Annotated in this window: 13 protein-coding genes and 1 tRNA gene; 7 read left to right on the top strand and 7 right to left on the bottom strand. The window is 44.8% G+C overall.

What is annotated here, in order from left to right; all coding sequences use genetic code 11:
* Nucleotides 1-90: 90 nt before the first annotated feature.
* Both ABDW33_RS24195 and ABDW33_RS24190 read right to left on the bottom strand, forming a co-directional pair.
* The gene (locus ABDW33_RS24195) at nt 91-2,424 is read right to left on the bottom strand and encodes a TIM-barrel domain-containing protein (RefSeq protein WP_343692676.1); all 2,334 of its coding nucleotides are present in this window, start codon (nt 2,422-2,424) and stop codon (nt 91-93) included.
* Between the two features lie 497 nt (nt 2,425-2,921).
* On the bottom strand, nt 2,922-5,675 hold the full coding sequence (locus ABDW33_RS24190) for a T9SS type A sorting domain-containing protein (protein ID WP_343692675.1): 2,754 nt from the start codon (nt 5,673-5,675) through the stop codon (nt 2,922-2,924).
* 693 nt (nt 5,676-6,368) lie between these two features.
* Between ABDW33_RS24190 and ABDW33_RS24185 the strand changes: the two genes are divergently transcribed.
* The 4 genes from ABDW33_RS24185 (at nt 6,369) to ABDW33_RS24170 (ending at nt 12,915) form a co-directional block, all read left to right on the top strand.
* Nucleotides 6,369-7,280, top strand: coding sequence for an alpha/beta hydrolase-fold protein (locus ABDW33_RS24185; RefSeq protein WP_343692674.1), 912 nt, complete (start codon nt 6,369-6,371; stop codon nt 7,278-7,280).
* A gap of 282 nt (nt 7,281-7,562) precedes the next feature.
* Nucleotides 7,563-8,954 (top strand): family 43 glycosylhydrolase, encoded by a 1,392-nt coding sequence (locus ABDW33_RS24180; RefSeq protein ID WP_343692673.1) that lies wholly within the window; start codon nt 7,563-7,565, stop codon nt 8,952-8,954.
* A gap of 170 nt (nt 8,955-9,124) precedes the next feature.
* On the top strand, nt 9,125-10,339 hold the full coding sequence (locus ABDW33_RS24175) for an alginate lyase family protein (RefSeq protein WP_343692672.1): 1,215 nt from the start codon (nt 9,125-9,127) through the stop codon (nt 10,337-10,339).
* A 260-nt stretch (nt 10,340-10,599) separates the two neighbouring features.
* Complete coding sequence (locus tag ABDW33_RS24170) at nt 10,600-12,915, top strand: glycoside hydrolase family 127 protein (RefSeq protein ID WP_343692671.1); 2,316 nt, start codon at nt 10,600-10,602, stop codon at nt 12,913-12,915.
* 16 nt (nt 12,916-12,931) lie between these two features.
* Here ABDW33_RS24170 and ABDW33_RS24165 read toward each other — a convergent pair whose 3' ends face one another.
* Together ABDW33_RS24165 and ABDW33_RS24160 are read right to left on the bottom strand one after the other, a co-directional pair.
* Entirely contained in the window at nt 12,932-13,102 is a 171-nt protein-coding gene (locus ABDW33_RS24165; RefSeq protein ID WP_343692670.1) for a hypothetical protein, read from the bottom strand.
* Between the two features lie 95 nt (nt 13,103-13,197).
* The gene (locus ABDW33_RS24160; RefSeq protein WP_343692669.1) at nt 13,198-14,298 is read right to left on the bottom strand and encodes an NADH:flavin oxidoreductase; all 1,101 of its coding nucleotides are present in this window, start codon (nt 14,296-14,298) and stop codon (nt 13,198-13,200) included.
* 134 nt (nt 14,299-14,432) lie between these two features.
* Between ABDW33_RS24160 and ABDW33_RS24155 the strand changes: the two genes are divergently transcribed.
* Nucleotides 14,433-14,516 (top strand) — tRNA-Leu (locus ABDW33_RS24155).
* Nucleotides 14,517-15,072: 556 nt separating this feature from the next.
* The gene (locus ABDW33_RS24150; protein WP_343692668.1) at nt 15,073-16,305 is read left to right on the top strand and encodes a hypothetical protein; all 1,233 of its coding nucleotides are present in this window, start codon (nt 15,073-15,075) and stop codon (nt 16,303-16,305) included.
* A gap of 798 nt (nt 16,306-17,103) precedes the next feature.
* Here the strand turns inward: ABDW33_RS24150 and ABDW33_RS24145 are convergent.
* The 3 genes from ABDW33_RS24145 to ABDW33_RS24135 all read right to left on the bottom strand — a co-directional run bounded on the left by ABDW33_RS24145 (nt 17,104) and on the right by ABDW33_RS24135 (nt 20,116).
* Nucleotides 17,104-17,829 (bottom strand): hypothetical protein, encoded by a 726-nt coding sequence (locus ABDW33_RS24145; protein ID WP_343692667.1) that lies wholly within the window; start codon nt 17,827-17,829, stop codon nt 17,104-17,106.
* Between the two features lie 572 nt (nt 17,830-18,401).
* A complete protein-coding gene (locus ABDW33_RS24140) occupies nt 18,402-18,938 on the bottom strand; it encodes a hypothetical protein (RefSeq protein WP_343692666.1) in 537 nt (178 codons plus the stop codon).
* A gap of 11 nt (nt 18,939-18,949) precedes the next feature.
* Nucleotides 18,950-20,116, bottom strand: a complete 1,167-nt coding sequence (locus ABDW33_RS24135; protein WP_343692665.1) for a hypothetical protein — start codon at nt 20,114-20,116, stop codon at nt 18,950-18,952.
* A 1,099-nt stretch (nt 20,117-21,215) separates the two neighbouring features.
* On the opposite strand from ABDW33_RS24135, the gene ABDW33_RS24130 reads away from it, so the two are divergent.
* Nucleotides 21,216-22,217 (top strand): S41 family peptidase, encoded by a 1,002-nt coding sequence (locus ABDW33_RS24130; protein WP_343692664.1) that lies wholly within the window; start codon nt 21,216-21,218, stop codon nt 22,215-22,217.
* Nucleotides 22,218-22,309: the final 92 nt, after the last annotated feature.

The raw sequence follows: 22,309 nt of genomic DNA, 5'->3' as shown, positions 1-22,309 counted from the left end.
TTTCGAGGTACCTGTTGGCAACCGGTACCGTTTTATTAAAATCTCGGGATGTCATTTCATGTATTGGTAGATGATCATCCAAACTTTCTGTTACAGTTTTACGGTTAATTTTTGTCCCTTGTATTGAACCGTAGTATTGAATTTATCCGCAGGAGCTACACCCGCACCGTGCTTAGCATTGACTACAACGATATTGAATTTCCGGTCTTTCAGCATACCGGGGAATTTACCTTTAACCGCATCTATTGTCAATGTCTTGTCCTTATCCTGCCATTGAAAGCGGATCTCTGCATAGCTACCTTTTTCGTAAGCATACCCATCTCCTTCGTCTTCATACAAAGTGAAGGTTGCATCAGCACCAGGATAGATGCGTAACTCCAGGTTATCCCATTTCTTTTCTGCGGCATATTGCACTTTGGGACCCCACGGAATAATGGAACCTGCTTTTACGAACAGGGGAATCCTGTCCATTGGAGTCGCTTGTTTTACCCATACGCCGCCGGTAACCTGTTCGCCGTCCCAGAAGTTATGCCATACCGTACCGGCAGGCAGGTAAACAGATTTTTCATGCGCATTGCTTTCGGTGACAGGTGCCACAAGGAAAGACTGACCGAACATAAACTCGCTGCCAATGTTCCAGACATTTTTGTCAGCTGCAAAATCCATGGCGAGCGAACGCATAATAGACCCGGATTTTGAAGTGACATCCCAGGCGGTTGAATAAAGATAGGGCAGGAGCTGGTAGCGGAGATTGATGTATTTCTCCTGTACATCGAATGCCCATTCGCCACGATCGCCGAACTGGTAAATTTCACGCGGAATGTCAGTACCATGAGAGCGCATCATTGGGGTAAAGGTGGCAAATTGCATCCAGCGGGTATACAATTCCTGGAATGCCGGATTTTTTGCACCACCACCATCTACATAACTACCGGCAAAGAAACCACCGATATCAGCATTCCAGTAAGGGATACCGGAAAGCGAAAAGTTCAGGGCTGCAGGGATCTGTTTAGCCAGGTTTTCCCAGCTTGAGCCTACATCGCCACTCCATGTATTGGCACCATACCGCTGTTGGCCCGCAAAGGCAGAACGGGTAAGAATTGACACCCGTTTTTTATCAGTGGTCTGGCGCTGATGATCATATACACCACCTACGTGCTCCAGTGGGAATGCGTTGCGGACACTTCTGAAACTACCGAGGAAAGTCGGCAGATCAAAATCTTTCTCTTTCAGATTTACATGGTCAGGTTCAGAAGAGTCGAGCCACCATGCGTCTGTATTCAGCGAGAAAATACCTTTGTTTAAATAACGCCAGTAAATATCCCGGGCTTCGGGGTTATAAACGTCATACGGGGTCGTACCACTTTTAGGCGGCCATGTTTCAAAGTGCAGCAGCATGTTCTTTTTGTTCAGCTCTTCATACTGCTTTGTCTGTGGTCCAAAACCGGGCCATGCTACGATAAACAAATGTGCATGTAGCTGGTGAACGCTGTCCACCATTGCCTTAGGACGGGGGAAAGTAGTCGGATCAAAACTCATGGCGTTCCAGTTGCTGTCTCTTCCCCAGTATTGCCAATCCTGTACAATTCCATCCAGTGGTACTTTCAGGCTGCGATATTTTTTGACTACGTCTACCAGTTCAAACTGTGTTTTATAACGCTCGCGGGATTGACTGAAACCATATACCCACAAAGGCATCAAAGGAGCCTGCCCGGTAAGTGCGCGCATTTGGGTAACCACGCCCTGCACATCGCCGCCATATAAAAAATAATAATCAGCACAGTCGCCTACTTCTGAATCAAAAGAGGTTTCCTCCCTGGTGTCCGCAAAAGTGGTCGGGGAATAATTATCCCAGAATATACCGTAACCTTTTACAGATTGAAAGAAGGGAATGCAAACTTTTGTATTATCCTGTCGTAAATAGATTTTCTGGCCACGCTGGCTCATCTGGCCATTTTGCTGCTGGCCTAGTCCATATACCGGTTCATCATTATCCAGCACGAATGCCTGCTTCACTTTAAAGCGGGGCTTATTTACATCCATTACCGGCGTAAACTGCACACCATTTTCTTTTTCAGTGAACAGTTGGCCGCCACCAGGATGACTAAATGCTATCTGGCCTGTTTTTAATGAGAGGCTTACTTCCAGCGAATCCGTCCGCAGCACAACCATATCTCCTTTTTGTGAAACAGCAGGCCGGATGGTTTCCGGCTGCTTTATTACGGAAAGACTCTTTTTGGTAACAACCGTGCTATTGGGAAATTTTACGACTCTTACAATAGCAGGACTAAAGAAGTTGATCCCTATATGAACATTATTTACGACAGTCTCGATGCCGTTATCCTTTTCTTTAAATGCCTGGCTTTGCGCCTTACTGCAAAAAAGAAACAGACAGCAGACAAGTAATACGGATTTGTTTATCATGTGTATTTATTAAAGTTCAGGAAAAACGCGGAGTGATGAGTTGGCCTAAGGTCACTCATAACGTGTAATTAGATACAGAATCGTTTTATTGTCAATTTGACAAATATAATTTAAACAGTTCTTATTTGGAGAAAAATTTTGCAGGTTATTACTGGGATCCCGGATTAGATGATCCACTTGCATCTGCGCCGGTTCTATTGCCTGAAGTAGTGCCGTTTATACTGTCATTTATCAATAGCGATGGGTGCAGGAGGGAGATGTAGTGGGTAACGCAGGAACTTATGTGGGGTAAGGAACAACAGTTGTAAGCGACCGGGTTGCACGATTTTAAGAAACGGGCTGGTTTTATCAATTACCTGGATGAAGTATTCAATTTACCGGATAGATGAAAACTTTTTGCAGAAAAAAGGGCTGACCAATATTCTGGCCGGCCCTTTTTTAATTCAGGTTGTTGACGAGACTGATTGTTTCAGTGCATCTGTGTACCCTTTGATTCATCAATGAACGAGTAGCTTTTTTGTAACCCTGGTAGTTTTCGTATTGATAGTGACCAGATACAGGCCGGGGGTAAGCCGTGAATCGATTTCTATTTTGTTACCATTGCGAACTGACTTTTCATAGCGGAGTCTGCCAGCGTTGTCATAGATTTTAATGACCGTATTCCCGGTGATTTCGGGCAGCAGGATGGTAAACCGGCCTCCACTTGCCGGGTTTGGGAACAGGGTAGTTGCCTCTTCGCTGACAGCCATTTTTGCTAATGCCGGGCTGGTCATGGTGATTGTGAAAGTCTGACTGCTCTGGCATCCGCCGCTATTGGTATAGGTAGCCACGTAGTTCCCAGCCTGGTTCGACTGGATATTGGAGAGGTATACTTCCCTGGTAGTAGCGGTAAAGTTATTAGGTCCTGTCCAGCTCCATGATCCTCCCTGTACAGGCTGAGGGCCAAACTGTACGCTGTTGCCGGCAGTTACAGCTGCGTTGGCAGTCTGTTGCCAGGTGCCGTTATTGATCTGTACATAAGGGGTAATAGTGCTGGGCGTACAGGCTGCAGGATCCCAGTAAATGATACCTCTTCCTCCGCCTGCGGCCATATATACTCTGCCTGCTACGTTCATATCTCCAATCAGCAGGGTGGCACCGGCGAATTCGTGGGCATCATCATTCATTCTCGCCCAGCTGGCTCCCTGGTCAGTTGACCTGAAAAGGCCTGTCACGCCAGATACAGTTCCCCATATAAAAAGCGTAGGGTAGGTGGCTCCCGTCATCGCCTTGCCTATACCGATCGTCTTGCAGTAGGTTACATTGGAAACATTTGTATAGTTAGTGCCATAATTTGTTGAATATTTCAACCCATTATTGCCAAGTGGTACCCATATATGCCCTTCATAACCGGGTGTGGTGCGGATCAGGGTGGCTTCCCAGGGGTAATTGGCCGTGGTATTGCCCGGAGTACCTGCTACAGAAAAGCTAACGCCTTTGTTGGAGCTTCTCAGCATTTGTCCGTTGGTTGGATTATAGATATAGAAATAATTGGCGTTTACCTGGTCGGCAACGGGGATCGCGCTTCCCAGTGACACGCCCGAACAGGTGGACCAGTTTGTTCCATTGTTTGTAGAGTAGTAGGTGTTAGCCGAGCTTCCCGGGCAATGAAGGATTGTACCGCCATCGGCGCTCATCGCTACGCGGCCGCTGGCGCCCATGTTGGAGGAAGCAGCGGTCCAGGAAGCACCTTTGTTGTTAGAGTAATAGACAACGCTGCCTCCGTTACCGATTCTCACGACTCTGTTCGTGTTTGTAGCGGCATATGCAATGCTCTGGTTATTGGGATCTGAGGGCATAAGTCTATTGGCCGGATAGGAGGTGAGCGGATCGTGAACAAAGCCGGTTACGTCTCCGAAAGAAGAGATCAGCGGGCCCCCGGGAATGGAGATGCCGTCCAGGAATGCCGTTTCCTCAATTCCTATTACATCATATTTCCAGGAGGGGTTTGCGACGGTGATATCGGGGCAGGTATATACACCGCCTCCACCAATTACCCGAACCCTGTTTGTGTTCGCCTGGTCGAACTCGATGCAGTCCATCCAGTTGACAGCACCACCCACTGTCCAACCAATACCGTTACTATCATAGGTGGCGTTGGAACCGTTCTTCAGTGTCCAGGAGGATCCGCCATCGGTGGAGATGAAAACAAAGTCACCCCAACCGGTACCGAACTGGTTATTCCAATACATGCCGCATGTAGATACGACCACTCTATTGATATTATTGGGGTCTATACTTACGCCGCCGTAGCAATAGTCTTTTGACGAAACGGGGGTAACATTCGTCCATGCCCCGGTAGCGGTATTGAGCTTATACACTTTTCCCAGTCCTCCGGGGGATGCGGGGCCTGCATCATCGGAGTAGGTAACATACATAGTAGTTCCCTGCAGAGCCGCCCTGTGGGGCATAAAAGTGGTGGTCGCGGTGATGTCGGTAAAGGTAGCGCCACCGTTTGTACTTTTATAAATATTGCCGCCGCCGGTACGGGAAACGCCCAGGTAGATAGTTTGAGTGGCCCCACCGACAACACTGCTGGAGGGGTCGAAAACGACAAAGCAGATGCCGTTTTCATTGGGAGTGGTGGTTACCCCGCTCCAGGCCAGGTTCCAGGTAATGCCGCCGTCGGTACTTTTCCATAGCCCGTTGGCCCGGGTGCCGCAGAATAGGATATTACTGTTCTTCGGATCTACGGCCAGGCGTTCTCCATTCCCGCGTCCGTTGCCATTGCCATGGGCTTTGAATTTGGCTGTCACGTCGGTGTAGGTGAACGTATTTCCTTTGTCGGTGGATTTCAGGATGGCTGTTCTGCCGCCGTTGATATAGGAGGTACCACAGAGCATGTAGACGTTATTTGCATTCTGGGGATCAAGTGCCAGGGATTCTACGCCGATAAAGCCATTTTCAGATTCATTTATCCAGTCAAGCAGCTGGATCCACTTGTTGTTAGCGGCATCCCAGCGGTATGCCCCCCCGACGTCAGTGCGGCAATACCTGTCGCCGCTGGTTCTATGCGTGACGATGCCTGTCACAAATCCGCCTCCGCCGATAGGGGCATTTTTCCAGACATAGCTGGCAGTGGTTTGTGCCTGCACGTTGTAGCCGGCGAGCAACAGATAGAAAAGGGTGAGCGCTTTCAGCCTTACAAGCAGGCAGGCTTTTGTGGACATGCGGTGTCCGGCAACAATAGGTGCAAGTAATTTTGTTTTCATAAAGAATAGTTTAAGTACATCTGATCCGGAAATGGTGCAGGTCAGCAAGCTATTTACAGCGCTGTATGTATACCAGGCATTTCCGGGTGCTACTTCACCGGCAGCAACGGTTATTTGTTTTTTGGGTAAAGAAGTACTCCCGTAGGCCAGGAGCATGTAGAAGTGTCAGAAAATTCAGGCAACATTTTTCATAGCTGGAAGATTTGGTTTAAAATTTCATGGTTATTATTTCATAACTGGGCGCTTTGGTTCAAACTTTCATAACTGGAAACTTCATGCTTACTATTTCATAACCGGAACCGTGGTTCAAATTTTTATAACTGGAAAACGCACGCTTATGAGGATAGTGTAAATCTACAGCGATGTTTTTTGAGACAGGTGCGTCAAATGTTGCAGATGATGGCAAGGGATGTTACATATCCGTTTTTTCTAAAGATTTTCCCTGATGGGATGGAGGTAGGGTGTGTGCGAAATATTTCAGGAATGGTCGATAGTTCTCTTTTTTCCTGATTAAAGTAGTGATTTTGATGCATTTGCAACATTTGACCCCCTTGATTGAATCAATTGACTACCCTCTTTTTGTCTTGCAGGCGTAACTTTGCAGCATCCAAACCGGGTGTCAAATTACGATTTAAACGATTGGATCTGCCACACTTTACTTGGAGTGAAGAAACTAACTTACAACAGGACACAATGAATAACAGGTATTTATCTATCTTGATGGTATTTGTAATGGCGGCGCATATCTGCCGGGCACAATCTGATACGGTTTCTTTAAAGGCGGACACAACATCTTCATTCCCCGATCCTCCTGCTGGTTTTAATGTATACCATAATGACATCCCTCATGGGAAAGTGACGGTCATTCAATATGACTCAAAAACTGTTGGCAAGCGCAGGGTGATGGCGGTGTATACGCCTCCGGGATATAAAGAAAGCCAACAATACCCGGTATTATACCTGTTGCATGGTTTGGGAGAAGATTATCGTCAGTGGACGGAGTGGTGCCAGGCAGATAACATAGCAGATAACCTGATTGCAGCAGGTAAAATGCAACCTGTGATAATGGTATTTCCCAATTGCGATGCAAAATTGACAATAACGGATACGTCGGCGGCCAGCCGTTCGGGGAAATCAGATGGGTATCAGGGATATGGAAAGCTATTTGAGGAGGATTTATTAAATGACATCATTCCCTATATCGATTCGCACTATTCCACTACCAGTAACGGAGAACATAGGGCATTGGCAGGTTTGTCGATGGGAGGGGGACAGTCGTTAAATATCGGTTTGTATCACCTGGAAACGTTTGGCAGTATAGGCGGATTTTCTTCGGCGCCTAATACGAATATGGTTGGAGGTATGTACACAGATGTGCCGCTGGTACCCGATGTAAAAGCTGCCCGCCGGCAACTGAAGTTATTATGGATAGCGTGTGGAACAAAAGACGGATTGTTCCCGATCAGTGAAAAAGCACATCAGTATTTAAAGCAGCAGGGGATTGCGCATGTCTGGCACGTGGATGCCAATGGACATGATAATAAAGAGTGGGATGGTAACCTGTATTTCTTTTGCCAACAAATTTTTAAGCCTTATAAAATATAATTGTAGAAATGTAGCTGCTTACACAGCCAGATAGTTGGTTTAACAAATAACCATGAATATTGATTTTTCCTGTAATGTGCATTTATTAATAAGTGCACGTAGGGAACCTTTGATTTTAATTTGTAAAATAAATGTTTAAATGACAATTAAATTTTTTATGATTGCATCCTGATTACCACGTATAGAAGAACAAAGGAGGTACAAGCGACCAGGATTTATTATAAAGAAAGATTGTCTTCATGAATTTTACAAGTAAAAAACATTATTAAAACAAGCGCTTTCATGGGTATTAGACTATTTGCAGTAGCACTTTTTCCGCTATTGTTTTCTACAATTGTTATCGCACAGACCAATCCTTTTGGTCATGCACTTGTTCCGGATATGATAGCAGATGCCAGTATTCAGGAAATCAACGGTACGTTTTATTGCTATGCCACAACTGACGGATATGACGAGGGGCTCAAGACTTCTGGTCCTCCTGTGGTATGGAAGTCGAAGGATTTTGTGCATTGGAGTTTTTCTGGTACCTGTTTTCCATCAGCGGTAGGACAGTTGTATTGGGCGCCGAGTAAAGCGATTGCGGCGAATGGTAAATATTACCTGTACCCAACGATAAACGGATATATGTATGCCGCTGTTGCCGATGCACCGGAAGGGCCTTTCCGGCTTGCCAAAGGTCCTGATACATTTGTAAAACCTTATTCGGCATATACGTTATTGAAGAATACATCTCCACGTGGTCCGGTGGGCATAGATGCAGAGGTGTTTGTGGATGACGATAAAAAAGCTTATTTGTTGTGGCAACTCAGGCATGCCGCGCGGTTGAATGCGGACATGGTAACCGTCGACACAAACGTGGTTGAAATTCCGACACCGCGGGGTGGTTATTCAGAAGGTCCAATCTTTTTTAAGCGGAAGGGTATTTATTATTTTCTTTATACGCTTGGAGGAGATGAGATGTACCAATATGCGTATGTGTCAGGTGATCAGTCGCCGCTCGGCCCGTTTGAGAAGCCGAAAGGGGATGACCTTATCGCGACTACCAATTACAAACGCCAGATATTCGGTCCGGGACATGGAAGTGTTTTTAATGTACCGGGCACTGATGATTATTACTTCGTTTATCTTGAATATGGCAGGGGGAGTACTAACAGGCAGACTTATGTGAACAAAATGCATTTTACGGAACAAGGGGCTATCCAACCCATTGATATCACCATGGACGGTGTGGGGCCGCTTCGTAAGGTAAAGTCTGATGCCCCTGTTAAGGTAAAGCAGATCATGGCATCAAGCATTCGTACGCCGTTAAAAATCAATCCGGCAAAAGATCCTTCTTTCCAGCGGGTAGAGCATTTTGATCCTTCATTTGCTATGGATGGGGCGAACGGATCCCGTTGGATGGCATCGGCGGAAGATACAGCCTCCTGGCTGGTGGCAGACCTGGGAAAAGTAGGCAGGATAAAGCGTAGCGAGGTGTATTTTGTTCGCCCAACTGCGGGACATGCATATGTATTAGAATCATCTGTTGATGGTAAACATTGGACCAGCTGTGGAGGCCATCCTGATGTAAGAATACAATCCCCGCACACAGATGAATTGAAGGTGAAGGCACGCTATCTGCGTGTGAGGATTACGGAAGGGGTAAAAGGAGTCTGGGAGTGGAATATTTACTAAGATACCGCTGCTGGTTTTAGCATACTGCCTTTCGGCGTGGAATATGTCGATTTTTTCTATTACAGGTGTAAGCAGTGGAGACCTTTTTAGAGGTAAATAGCTATTCGGATGTAGCAGGTCTATTATAAAATGCCATTTATTATTTTAAAATATATCTAACTGAAAAACCTATGTTCTTAAAAAGAATGATTCCTGCTGGAATTGGCATTTTATTGATGACAGTGGCATCCTGTGGAAAAGAGAAGAGTGTTAACACCGTAAAGTTGAAATTAAGGGACCATGATACGGCCTTTGTACACCCCGGGTTATTGCATAAGCAATCTGATTTTGACCGGATGAAGATGAATGTGGGCAAGGGAATAGAACCGTGGGCTTCCGGCTGGAGCCGCCTCATGTCTAATGCACATAGTGGGCTTAGCTGGCAACCGAATGCAGCAGATACAGTGTACCGGGGCAGTGATGGTGTACATCCTCAAAACTATGACCAGCTGTATAACGATATCGCTGCTGCTTATGCGACGGCATTGAGGTGGAAGATATCTGGTGATAAATCTTATGCTGAAAAGTCCATACAGATTATGAATGCATGGTCATCCAGGCTGAAAGGGCTGGCAGGCAATAATGACGCTAACCTGGCAGCAGGACTGTATGGTTACCAGTTTGCCAACGCAGCAGAGATCATGAGAACTTACAGTGGCTGGGCACCTGGAGATTTCAGGCGGTTCCAGCAGATGATGCTGAATGTATTTTATACCATGAATCATTCTTTCCTTACAAGAAGGGAGCGGTGTATGAGTCATTTTTATGCCAACTGGGATTTGTGTGTGATGAACTCCATCCTGGCTATAGGCGTGCTGTGTGACGACCGTGATCTCTACAACGAAGCGATTCATTACTTTAAATATGGGGCGGGAAATGGCGCCATTGCCAACGCTGTTTATTTTATACATCCGAATGGGTTAGGGCAGTGGCAGGAGAGTGGTCGCGATCAGGGGCATACTACACTTGGAATTGGTTTGATGGGAACATTTTGCGAAATGGCCTGGAGCCAGGGAGATGATATGTACGGGTATGATAATAATCGCTTTTTGAAAGGGGCAGAGTATGTGGCAGCCTATAACCTGGGAGATTCGGTTCCTTTTAAGCCCTATGCGAATTGCGTAGGTGTAGAACAGGATGTGATCAGTAGTGGCAGCCGCGGAAATGTACGCCCGGTCTGGGAGTTAGTGTACAACCATTACGTAAACCGCAAAGGGCTGGCAGCACCGAATTGCGCGCGATTTGCCGAAAAGGTTCGACCAGAGGGTGGCGGAGGCAACTATGGGCCTAATAGTGGCGGGTATGACCAGTTAGGCTACGGAACATTGACATTTTCATTAAAATAGCTGAATATCGCGAGGAAACCATGCTTCACCTTTTCATTCGTATGGATGGAACCTTGACACGTTTATTAAAATAATTTAATTATCCGTGGAAACCCTGCTTCCCTTTTCATTCGAATTAAATGAGGGTTAGAGCAAAATCTGATGAGCCTGCGTCTTAATTGGCGCAGGCTCTTTTTTAACGTGACGAAGATACCATTGATCAACATTTACTTTCATAAATGAAATTTAAATGTTAATTTGACATTTATTCCACAATTGTTATGAATAGAATTCTCATCTGGCTGTTCGCATATATTCCTGGTATGGTAGCCGCTCAATCAACGCAATTGCAAACATTTGGTCCTGGACAGGTTCGGTTATTGCCGGGGCTTTTCCTGGACGCTCAGCATACGGATGAAAAGTATATTCTGTCTCTTGATCCTGACCGCCTGTTGGCGCCTTTTCAGAAGGATGCAGGTATTCCTGTGAAGAAGGAAAATTACGGGAACTGGGAAAGTTCGGGATTGGATGGGCATATAGGGGGGCATTATCTATCAGCGCTTTCATTGATGTATGCAGCTACGGGGAAGAAGGTGTACCTGGATCGGTTGCATTATATGCTGGATCAGTTAGAACGCTGCCAGTTAAAGAATGGGAATGGTTACCTGGGAGGTGTTCCTGATGGAAAGAGTGTCTGGAAACAGGTGGAGCAGGGAAAGGGAGATGCGGTTACGCAAAGATGGGTGCCCTGGTATAATGTGCATAAGACAATGAATGGGCTGTTGGATGCCTGGACACTTACGGGCAGTATGCAGGCCCGTGAAATGTTGCTACGACTTTGCAGCTGGAGTAAGGAAGTAACCAGCCACCTCAGTGAGGAACAGATGCAGCTGATGCTACAGACAGAATTTGGGGGAATGAATGAAATATTTGCAGCAGTTGCTTCAGAAACAGGGGATACGACCTGGCTCGGCATGGCCAGGCGATTTACGCATCAAAAGCTACTGGAGCCGCTTACAAGGCATACAGATGCATTGACCGGGTTGCATGCCAATACACAGATACCGAAGGTGGTGGGTTTCATGCGAACCGGTATGGTCGGTAATGATACGGTGCTGGAAGATGCTTCGAATTTCTTCTGGAATACAGTGGTATCAAATAGAACAATTTCCATAGGAGGGAACAGTGTGCGTGAACATTTTCATGCGGTCGATAATTTTCTGGCCATGCTGGAAAGTCCGGAAGGACCGGAAACATGCAACAGCTATAACATGCTAAAACTTAGCAAACTGTTATTCCTGCATCATCCTGACCGCAGGTTTATGGATTATTATGAGCGAACGCTTTATAATCATATACTATCATCTCAGCATCCGAATGGAGGTTTTGTTTATTTCACACCTATACATCCCATGCATTACCGGGTATATTCTACTCCCCAGAATGCCATGTGGTGTTGTGTGGGAACGGGGCTGGAAAATCATGGGAAGTATGCGGAGCTGATATATGCACATTCAGCAGATTCGCTTTATGTAAACCTGTTTATTCCCTCCGTATTAGAATGGAAGAGCAGGTCGATGAAACTGACCCAGGAAACGCAGTTTCCAATGGAAGAAGGGTCGAAGTTAAAACTCTCATTAAAAAAGCCGCAGTTATTGACAATAGGGGTACGGGTGCCGGTATGGGTAAAAGACAGCGTGACCCTTACAGTAAATGGGCGGCCGGTAACATCATCCGGTGGTGCAGCGGGCTATGTATTTGTGCGCCGTACATGGAAGAATGGCGATGTGGTGAAGGTTCTTCTTCCTATGGAAGCGCGGGCAGAAGGGTTGCCTGACAGTACGCACTGGGTTTCCTTTGAATATGGGCCTATTGTACTTGCAGCAGCAACCGATACGTTGAACATGCCCGGATTGTATGCAGATGCCAGTCGCTGGGGGCAGATTGCCCATGGGGATTTACGGCCGATGTCTGCAGCTCCGGAGGTAAAACTGGATAAGCCTGGTATTGTTAAACTGAAGGGTGCGGGAGGGCCATTGGAATTTACAATGGTGGATCTGGTGCAGGATACGACTTTCAGGAATCTTAAGCTGGTACCTTTTTATACGATACATGATACCCGGTATATGCTTTACTGGCCTTATCAATTACAGGTGAAACAAGATGCGGCAAGGCAACACCTGGATAGTATAACAGTAGACCGGGTGTATGCGGGGGAACAGCAGCCAGAGGTAGATCATCAGTTTGAAGATGGAGGGAGTAGCAAGGGGATAGCGGGGGATCAGCATTTCAGGGTGGCGCAACAATCGTTTGCTTATACATTGCAGGCACCGGTGGGTGGGGCGTATAAATTATATGTTCGTTATCGTTATGCCCATGCGGATGATTGTGGCGGTGTTTTCATTGGAGGGAAGCGGGTGAAAGAGTTGTGCGGGCAGGGTACACAGGATATGGCAGACCAGGTAGCGGTCGTGGACATTCCGGGGCAGGATGTAGCAACGGGTAATGTGAAGGTAGGGTTCAGGGCGGCACAGGGTAAGGTAACACCATGGATCATGGAGGTGAGGCTTATAAAGGATGTTCCGGTAAACAGGTAGTTCGCTTTAGGAGGTATTACTTTTTCCAGTCCTTTTCCATGGCGGTATAGTTTTCTTTAGAGACTGTTTTCTTCTTTTTGGGGCGGGAGATGCGTCTTTTCTTACGGGCGTTGATGTTATTGACGAGGGAGTTTTTGACGCCGAGACGGTTTTTCTTTGTACGTTTCTTTTTGGTAGTAGTGGCCATATGCTGCTTTTTAAATGGTAGAAGCAGCGATAATTGTGCCGGCGGAAATTTATATGGTAAAGCCCCCCGTTTATAATGGGGGGCTTTACTGTTTTTTATACTAAAGTAGCGAGGGCTTCTTTGCTAAAGCCTTTCAGTTCGCTGGTACGATTTTCTTTAATCTTCAATGCCCAGTTTGGATCGGCCAGTAAAGGGCGTCCTACGGCAACGAGGTCGAAGTCACCGCGGTCGAAACGGCGGAGTAATTCGTCCAGGGAGCTGGGAGAGGAGCTTTCGCCTCTGAAAGCGCCCATAAAGTCGCCGGAGAGGCCAATGGAGCCGACGGTAATAGTAGCTTTACCTGTTAGTTTTTTTGCCCAGCCAGCAAAGTTGAGGTCATCACCTTCAAATTCCGGTTCCCAGAAGCGGCGTTGAGAGCAATGGAAGATATCAACGCCTGCATCAGCCATTGGAGTAAGCCATGCTTCCATTTCAGCGGGAGTAGTGGCGAGTTTATGGTCATATTCAGTTGGCTTGAACTGGGAAAGGCGGATGATGATGGGATAATCTTCACCTACGGCTTTTCTCACTTCTTTGATGACTTCCACGGCGAAGCGGGTACGGTCGCCGATGGTGTTACCACCGTATTTGTCAGTGCGTTTGTTAGTGAGGGCGTAGAAGAACTGGTCGATGAGGTAGGCGTGTGCGCCATGGATTTCGACAGTTTCGAAGCCAAGTTGTTTAGCATCTGCAGCTGCCTGTGCGAAGGCTTTGACAACGTCGGCGATATCTTCTTCGGTGAGGGCTTTACCATTGGTGCCTTCAGGGGCGAGGATGCCGCTGGGCCCTTCAAAAGGGGTGGAGGGGAGCCATCCGGACGGATGATTTGGCTGGATGCCCTGGTGCCAGATTTGGGGGCCCATAGCGCCGCCTGCGGCATGTACTTCGTCGATGACTTGTTTCCAGCCATTGAGGGCTTCGGTGCCGTAGAAATGGGGAATATTGGGATCGGCGGATGAAGAGGCGCGGTTGATGACGGTACCTTCGGAGAGGATGAGGCCTACCTGGCCTTCGGCTCTGCGTTTGTAGTAGTCGGCTACATTTTGGCCGGGGATGCCGTTGGGAGAGAAGGCTCGGGTCATGGGAGCCATTACGATTCTGTTCTTGATATTCAGCGATTTAAGTTTAAAAGGCTGAAATAGATTATTTGTGCTCATCTTATGGATCGTTTTGTGTTGCAAAGGTATCGGTAATTTCCGATATTCTGATAAATAAAAGGGAAATAAAAATTTGTTTGGAATTAGAAATAAATACATACATTTGCAACCCGCAACTGAAGGACAGTTGTGATGCCCAGATGGCGGAACTGGTAGACGCGCTAGACTCAAAATCTTGTTTTCGAAAGGGAGTGCAGGTTCGATTCCTGTTCTGGGCACAAAGGCGAAAAGGTCGGAGATATCTCCGACCTTTTCTTGTTTTAGGGGGGCAAGGTCCGCTCTGGACCGCGTTATTAGCTCTAGTAGTACATGAGGTTCGGCGGTTCGAAGTTGATTTTCTGAGAAAATCAGTTTTTCCGGGAATATCGAACCAATGATTTGTTTTTTGCCGATTGGAGAGGCTATAGTCAAGCGGGTGGCTATGTTTTTTTATAATTTCTCCTCTATTGGAAATATTCCAGATAGTCATCCTTAGTTGATAGCAACTTCGATTTCCTCCTTTCAGGCGCTTCTATCTTCTTTAGTAGATTTGTCTTTATGGTACTACACTCAGAAATCGAGTACGAAGTGATGGGGTAATTAATTCCCTCACTGTCCTCTCACACCACCGTACGTACCAACCAGTATACGGCGGTTTGCCAAAATAACTTAGTCTGTTGAGTTGTTTCCCATACCTTTTAAAACATTTGTACTACAATTTTCAACATTTGAAGCACTATGTCAAAAACATCATTTTTAGATTTAGGTATTAGTTAACCATATTAAAATCCTATTATGAAAACACTATTCGCTTCCATTACTGCATGTTTCCTATTAATTGTGACCGGCTGTACCCGGGAAAACATCTTATCTCCCAATAGTAGTACGCCAAATAACAATAATACAAAATTGAAAAGTGCAACCGCACTCCTGGCGTCAACAGCGGTCATTGATGGCTCCGTTTCCTATCAGAATATTGATGGTTTTGGATTTTCCGATGGCTGGAGCGGAACATTAAGCAGTGCAAAAAATAACTCGCTTTACGGAACTCTTGGCCTTTCTATCTTTCGGGCTTTTATAAATCCAAACTCTGGTGATTACGTCACTCCCACTGCGAACATTACTGCCGCCCGTGCTGCCGGTGCTACGATATTTGCAACCGGATGGGCAGATCGAACCTGGGGTGTTTCGGGCCATTTGCCATCCTCTCGCTATGCAGATTACGCCAACTGGCTTAAAACAGAAGCTGCTAACAAAGGCTTTGATTATGTATCCCCATTCAACGAACCCGACGGTAATGTAGCGACTCAAATCCGATGGACCCCTACCGAAATTCTTAATTTCATTAAAAATTACGCTCCAACTATCGGCAAACCGATCATAATGCCTGAAGCCATTAACTTCAATGATTCTTATTCAGATCCAGTGCTGAATGACGCAACGGCAGTTAATAATGTCAGTATAGTCGCCGGGCACTTTTATGGCAATGGCAACTGGGTTCACCAAAATGCCATTAACAAAGGGAAAAGGGTTTGGCAAACAGAGCACATAATCGCCAATAGTCAAACTGATATTACGAACGCTATGACATTCGCCAAAGAAGTCAGCGATGCAATGAACAACCAATTTAGCGCTTATTGCTGGTGGTGGGTAAATGATGGCGTCACCGACGGCTCAAATTTAGTTAACAGTAGTGGAACTATATACAAAAATGGGTATATGTTGGGACAGTTTGCAAAATGGATACGCCCCGGCAAAATAAGGATTTCAGCAACTTATAATCCAGCGTCCAATGTTTTTATTACGGCTTATAGAAATAACGGAATTGTGATCGTAGCCGTAAATACAGGAACATCTGCTGTGACTCAAAGTTTCTCCATATCAAATATTTCAGGACTAAGCTCATTTCAGGTGCATCGCACTTCTGCAAATGAAAATATGGCTTCCCTGGGTACCCAGACTGTTTCTAATAATGCATTTACATATACTCTTCCTGCACAAAGTGTTACAACATTTCATCAGTTTTAGATCGTTGCCTTATAAATACTAAGATAAGTCAGAAAGAAGCACTCATCTATGTTTGTAAAAACATGGAGATGGCTTCTTTTTTTCAATTATCTAAGATACCTATTGATTTGATTCAAATGAAAAAGGGTGAGAGCGAAGGGCCGTCTATACAACTTTTAAGTATGTAGTTTTTGAGACATCGCCTCACCCTTTTTTATCTCCTTTAGTTTGAACAGAATGTAAGGAATACTGCACTGCATTATATCCAGAATATCCAGGCAGGGTAAAGGCACGGGGAACCATAGGTATGGTTATAAATGTTTACGAACTATCTTTGCGATCAGTTCTTTAAAATAGGGGTGATTATGTTTCAGTAATTGAGTTTTCCCAGTTTTAAGCAAGCAGTTCAGCGATTCTGCTTGAGGGGAATGTTGGCATAACAGTAAGCACATACTTCATATCATCATCACAGCGGAGATTTTCTCAGGTCCAAGGGCAGACTATCGCAAAGGAGAAAAAGAGATGACTAAGATCTATACTGAACTATAAACCAGGACTGCCCTGCATTACGAGTAGTGTGTCACAATTATAATAAACAGTGAAGCCAGAAGGAATCACTGTATTTAATTCGATTCCTTGCGCTCGAAAGAAATTTATTGCCGGGTTAAGCTTTATATTTTTTGTAAGAGTACCGGTGTAAGTATGGATAATATCAGGGGTCGAATTTTCATAAAATTGCATTAAAAGGAAACGTCTTTGCGATGTGGCGGCATCCGTGTTGCTTCAATTTAAAAAAAGATAAGTAGTGTACGAAATTATTTAGGTAGTACGATGCCCCATATCAAAAGGTTGTTCAGATTTTCGGCAATTAACTATAAACCATACCAATAACAGGAAATAAACAATGATAGTAACCGGAGAATATATTCCACTATAAAAATCACCAGCATAAAACAGACTGCGATACATCTTTATTAAATACCAGGACAGGTATAATGCATTTATTCCAAATGCATATTTAAGGAGTATATATCTATTAGCCTTCACTTTAATAGTAAAAGCCAGTATCACAGACGCTATTAGCTGAGAAAATATCAATGGAAAATACAAACTCATTCTGAGCTCCCGATACCTTGAATATTCTGCCGCAACATGTTCCTTCACACCAGGCCCATTCGACTCCATGAGAAACCATGATAATCCCATTTGAATATGAAATACCTGGATGGATAACAAATAGATTTGAAGGAAGCAGAAAATAAATAATCCTAAAAATGCCATCACCGATGCCACGGGTGATGCTGTAAAATTATGAATACAAATAACAACAAAAGGATATAATAAAGCGAAAAAAGATAGTAACATTAAAAATGAAGACAAATGATAAAATGGATGTGCGCTCAGCGATAAATCTGTCTCTAAAGTATTATTAAGGGGTGCAAATGCTTTATAAACATACCATTCAAAGACTTGTATCATCTCACAAACAGACAAAATACAAGCTGATGTAACATAAGTTATCGGGGGAAGTGGCGTACTTTTCATAGTCCGAATTAAATGATAAAATCATATAATAATAAATATACTACGAAAAATATAAATCGTAGAGCCGTTTTATAACTGAACCATGTAGTAGATTGCAACAATAAAATGGACACTCAGTTAAGCTGCAATATTCAATTTGGTTACGTTTCTCTCGAATTACTGGTGATATGTTGTAGTCGCTAATACCGGTCTGACAAAAAAACAGGTATAGATTCACATTCCTAGATAAAGCAAGTCGTTTTAATGTGGCGGTGGACCCGGAAAACTATCTTTTCTGTGGATGCCATGATGCAGCACAAAGAGCGGGTTACTTTACTCTTATTAGTCACCTGTAAACTAAACAACGATAATCCGTGTAACTCGTTAAAGAATGTTTTAAGCCGGGATATTAATGAAATGCCGGTTAATCAGATCAATACCTTGCTACCATATAACTGGAAAGATCATAATGTTCAGAAAATAGAGGGTCTTAAACACAGCTGATATGAAAAATTATTTTCGATCTTAGACATCCTGGAGGGACACTCCATGAGCCATATTAAATGGTTTTAAGGTTAAGGATAGGTCTGATGTCAGACGGATACATAGCACGTCCGTTTTTCGCGCATCACCCGGCACCGGATAAGTGAGATCAGCCAAATAAGGATCACCCATCCAATCAGCAGCCATTTTGCAATGCTTACCCAGGAGCTGGAGACATATCTGGTAATTTCACCGGCATGGCGCATATCATAAAGCAGGATCAAATTCTCGGAAACGTCGCATAAGCCCGCGAGTACGGCCAAAAACAAGTTCAGGCGGAGCAGGTTATTCAGCGCTGGGTTCCGTTCCTGTTGCATCTGGCTATTCGAATAGCTGATTAGCAGCAAGGTATAGGTGATCAGGAACAAAAAATCGGTGCGGGTATTGCTTTGGGCCAGGCTAAGTAAGGTGCCCTCACCATATGTAATTCCGCGCCAGCAGTCCAGGATTTTTTTACCGGCCGCGAAGTCTGTGAATTCCAAATGCAAAAGCGTTGCCTGATCACCTGCGTTCACCTGGATGATATGGGCTTCCTGACCTGTGATGATAACCAATACAATAAACAGCAGCCAGAGAATGATCTTCATGATGGAAATGTTTAAGGGTGAAGTTTTTGTACGACGTAGACCTGGCTACCGTTATTGGGCTTTTGGCGGATGCAGTCGATAAAGGTTTGTCCCGTACGGTGGAAATGGATAGGCAGCGGGTGCAGCTCGTCGCTCCAGCCGCTGTCACCAACCGAACCGCGGGAGTCGATATGGAAAACGCGCTTATCGCTTTCTGTACAGAATTCATTACCCACATCGATCATCATTTCATTGAAGAGATAGATCATCGCGTAAATAATATCCGCATGATCCTTTTCCGGTATTCCGCGCAATTGCAGCGGTGTTTTCAGCCAACTGCCGTGGCCCAGGAACATGCGGATAAAGGGACGGTACCAACGTAGCGGGTTAGGTCCAAATTTTTTATCGCTGTTGGGAACTGCATAATCATAACCTTGGGTTATGATGCGGATATCCGGGAATTTGCCGCTTTTGAGGATACCGCCGATCATAAAACTGTATTGCAGGTAGAAAAACATCAGCAGCGCGTGAAAGTCTTTGTTGATATATCGGATGCCATTATTGAAGCGGGACTGATCAAGGTCAACAATAGGTTTGCTTTTACGGATCTCGATCAGGGCTTTGGCCCAGGTGTTTTGGTTGTATTCGTTCGTCCCGCCCCCGGTGGCATCGATCATCGCGGCCAGCCGGCTACGACCAACCAGGTCATTGCCTCCGGCGCTGATCAGAAAGACGTCCGGCTGAATGACTGACAGTTGTTCGACGTATTTGCGGGCACTGAGCATATTGAGCAGCCAGTCGCCGCCTTCAGCGAGGCTGTAAACGATCATATCGGGTTCCATTCCCACCCAGTCGAGCACATCGCTGAGTAGTACCGGATAATTGAACCAGGAATCGCCTTCGGCCAGGATGACGATATTGCCTGCTTTCTGACGGAACCCCTTTTGGATCTGCCGGGTAAAATAATTATTACGGCGCGCATTTTTGATGGCATCGACTTTGCCGAGGATGGCGTCCAGCGCTGCAATACGAGCGACCTGTTGCTCGTTGAGGTCATAGATGCGCTGAATGATCCGGGACAAATCGTGTTCGTCCACGGCTCCGGCCAGCTCGCGTAGTCCTGCCGCATCAATCCGGTTTTCCAGCACCTTACCGATCAGTTCTTCTTTTCTGCCAGGGGGCAAATTGTCCCGTTTCATGTGCGTAAAGTTTTAAGTAAACATATATCGGTGTAATGCCTTGAAAACAAGTGTGTGTTATATCCCATATCAGCTTCCCGTTTTCATAAAAGAGATAAAGTCATTTGTCTCTAACTCTTACCTTTTCGGTAGCCGGATTTTTGTTAGCCGCCGTACCTGTCGTTAGAATAGCAATAATAAGTTAAGGCTTCATTTCTAATGTACTGTGTTTATATGCATACATAAATTTTGATCCGGAGGGATTACCGTTGTGAATTCTTCTTCTTGCAGATATTTATGTTCATGATTCTATCTGAGGAACAAATCCAATTCTTCTGCCATTAATTGAGACTATATTCAATTTCGAATATATCCTAAAATTAAGTCATCATATTGACTATAGAAATACCAACTAGTTGGTATTTCTATAGCCAAAAACGGTATTGGGGGTATTGATTATGTAAACGCTTTCTCTTAGGTTAACAAGCATAATCCATTTGAGTTATAATTATTCGTCTATCAGTAAAAATGCAAAAAGAAGAGAAAAGCGTACTCAAAGGAAGCGATACAATCGTTACCAACAACGCCAAAGAGAGCTCGTGGCGTTTTCAAAACGTCCTGCTAGCCCTTCAGCATTTAAAACTATTCTGGCGCTTAAACCCGAACAAGCCAATTGTCTCATAGGTGCTCCCTTCCCGCTACACTGTTCAAAATTTACTTGTTTCCTGCTCTGCATGAGTGTTGAATTTATTACAGATGTTCTTACGGTACATTGAGAGAGCCTGTTGCCCAGATAACATATATTTAATCTTCTATTGGTGTTAATTAGTTTCTGGTCTGGATGCCTGGAATTTGTCAAGGCTTTGCTCGTGTTCATGAAAATAGTACTTTTATTTCATTAGTCGGGATGCTATCCCGATCCAGGTATCATTACTAAACCACATGTGGGTTATACGAATAGTTTTAGATATCATCTAAAAGCGCCGCCGCACGTTGAGAAGAAATAGCATTCAACAAAAATGGAAAGGCGGTCGCGAATATATCGACCTTTACAGGGTCCCCAAAAATACACTTATGAAATCAAGACTAGTTTATTCTAATGAAGCCAATTAAAACCACTATGAAATTCACGACCATTTTATTTGTCTTTAGCCTTTCCATATTAAGCACAGCTACAGCACAGCTAAACATTTCGCCCGATGCGCTGAACTATTTTAATGAAGCTTTCAAGCAGGTCAAGACACAGTCTTTTAAAAGGAAAGAATTAGATTTTAAGCACTTGTATAATCAATCACTCGAACAGATGAAGGGTGCGAAAACATACCGTGATACTTATCCCGCTATCCGCTATCTCCTGGCGGCCCTACAAGATAATCACAGTTTTTTTACGCCACCGCCTGCGAACGGTGCGTCCATTATCAGCCAACTCAGTAGTAAACCCGGCGGCATTCCATTTTCCGCATCTATAATAGATGGTCATTATGGCTTGTTAGTGTTAAAATCATATAATTCAATAGACAATGCCGATCAGCATCGGATTGCCGATAGTCTATATGCCGCTCTACACCAGATGCAGCAACAACACGTTAAAGGCCTTATCATCGACTTTACAAAAATGGAAGGTGGGTCCACACTTCCGTTTTTATGTGGCTTTGCGCCACTTATCCATCAGACCGTGCTCCTGGGATATAAAGACAATAAAGGTCACCGCACGCAGATTGTACAGTATAAAAATGGTATCTACCATAAGCACAGAAATAAAACAACCCGGCTTTGTTACCTCACCAACTATACGCCTTTAGAAAGCCTGCCCATTGCCATAGTAACGGGTAAATACACCGCCAGCGCAGGTGAAATGATCCTGATCTCCTTCCTGGGACTGCCAAATGTCAAAACCTTTGGCGAGCCAACGCTGGGCGTTCCTACAGGGAAAACAAGTATTTTTCTTGCCGATAGTGCTTTTATATCCCTCGCATCCAGTACAACCTATGATCGCAACAAAAATGACTACGTCACAGCTATTCAGCCGGATGTCGCATTCGAGTTAACGCACCTGTCAGAACAAGAACTGTACGCAATTGCAATCAACTGGCTCAATGAAATAACTGTAGGTCATCCTTAGTATATTATAATGGTTGTCGCATTGCCAGCATAATAAAACTAAGATTCAAATAAAAGCAAGTAATTAAAGAATAGAACAAGTGATCCCTTTCT

It is taken from the genome of Chitinophaga sp. (assembly GCF_039596155.1).
Classification (GTDB): domain Bacteria; phylum Bacteroidota; class Bacteroidia; order Chitinophagales; family Chitinophagaceae; genus Chitinophaga.
This window is presented reverse-complemented; position numbering and strand designations above follow the sequence as displayed.

What these genes read in the sequence shown, in the direction of transcription:
- ABDW33_RS24170 (WP_343692671.1), top strand. Translation starts at nt 10,600, where the DNA reads ATGAATAGAATTCTCATCTGGCTGTTCGCATATATTCCTGGTATGGTA.
- ABDW33_RS24180 (WP_343692673.1), top strand. Translation starts at nt 7,563, where the DNA reads ATGGGTATTAGACTATTTGCAGTAGCACTTTTTCCGCTATTGTTTTCT.
- ABDW33_RS24130 (WP_343692664.1), top strand. Translation starts at nt 21,216, where the DNA reads ATGAAATTCACGACCATTTTATTTGTCTTTAGCCTTTCCATATTAAGC.
- ABDW33_RS24140 (WP_343692666.1), bottom strand. Translation starts at nt 18,938, where the DNA reads ATGAAGATCATTCTCTGGCTGCTGTTTATTGTATTGGTTATCATCACA.
- ABDW33_RS24165 (WP_343692670.1), bottom strand. Translation starts at nt 13,102, where the DNA reads ATGGCCACTACTACCAAAAAGAAACGTACAAAGAAAAACCGTCTCGGC.
- ABDW33_RS24135 (WP_343692665.1), bottom strand. Translation starts at nt 20,116, where the DNA reads ATGAAACGGGACAATTTGCCCCCTGGCAGAAAAGAAGAACTGATCGGT.
- ABDW33_RS24195 (WP_343692676.1), bottom strand. Translation starts at nt 2,424, where the DNA reads ATGATAAACAAATCCGTATTACTTGTCTGCTGTCTGTTTCTTTTTTGC.
- ABDW33_RS24145 (WP_343692667.1), bottom strand. Translation starts at nt 17,829, where the DNA reads ATGAAAAGTACGCCACTTCCCCCGATAACTTATGTTACATCAGCTTGT.
- ABDW33_RS24190 (WP_343692675.1), bottom strand. Translation starts at nt 5,675, where the DNA reads ATGAAAACAAAATTACTTGCACCTATTGTTGCCGGACACCGCATGTCC.
- ABDW33_RS24150 (WP_343692668.1), top strand. Translation starts at nt 15,073, where the DNA reads ATGAAAACACTATTCGCTTCCATTACTGCATGTTTCCTATTAATTGTG.
- ABDW33_RS24175 (WP_343692672.1), top strand. Translation starts at nt 9,125, where the DNA reads ATGTTCTTAAAAAGAATGATTCCTGCTGGAATTGGCATTTTATTGATG.
- ABDW33_RS24160 (WP_343692669.1), bottom strand. Translation starts at nt 14,298, where the DNA reads ATGAGCACAAATAATCTATTTCAGCCTTTTAAACTTAAATCGCTGAAT.
- ABDW33_RS24185 (WP_343692674.1), top strand. Translation starts at nt 6,369, where the DNA reads ATGAATAACAGGTATTTATCTATCTTGATGGTATTTGTAATGGCGGCG.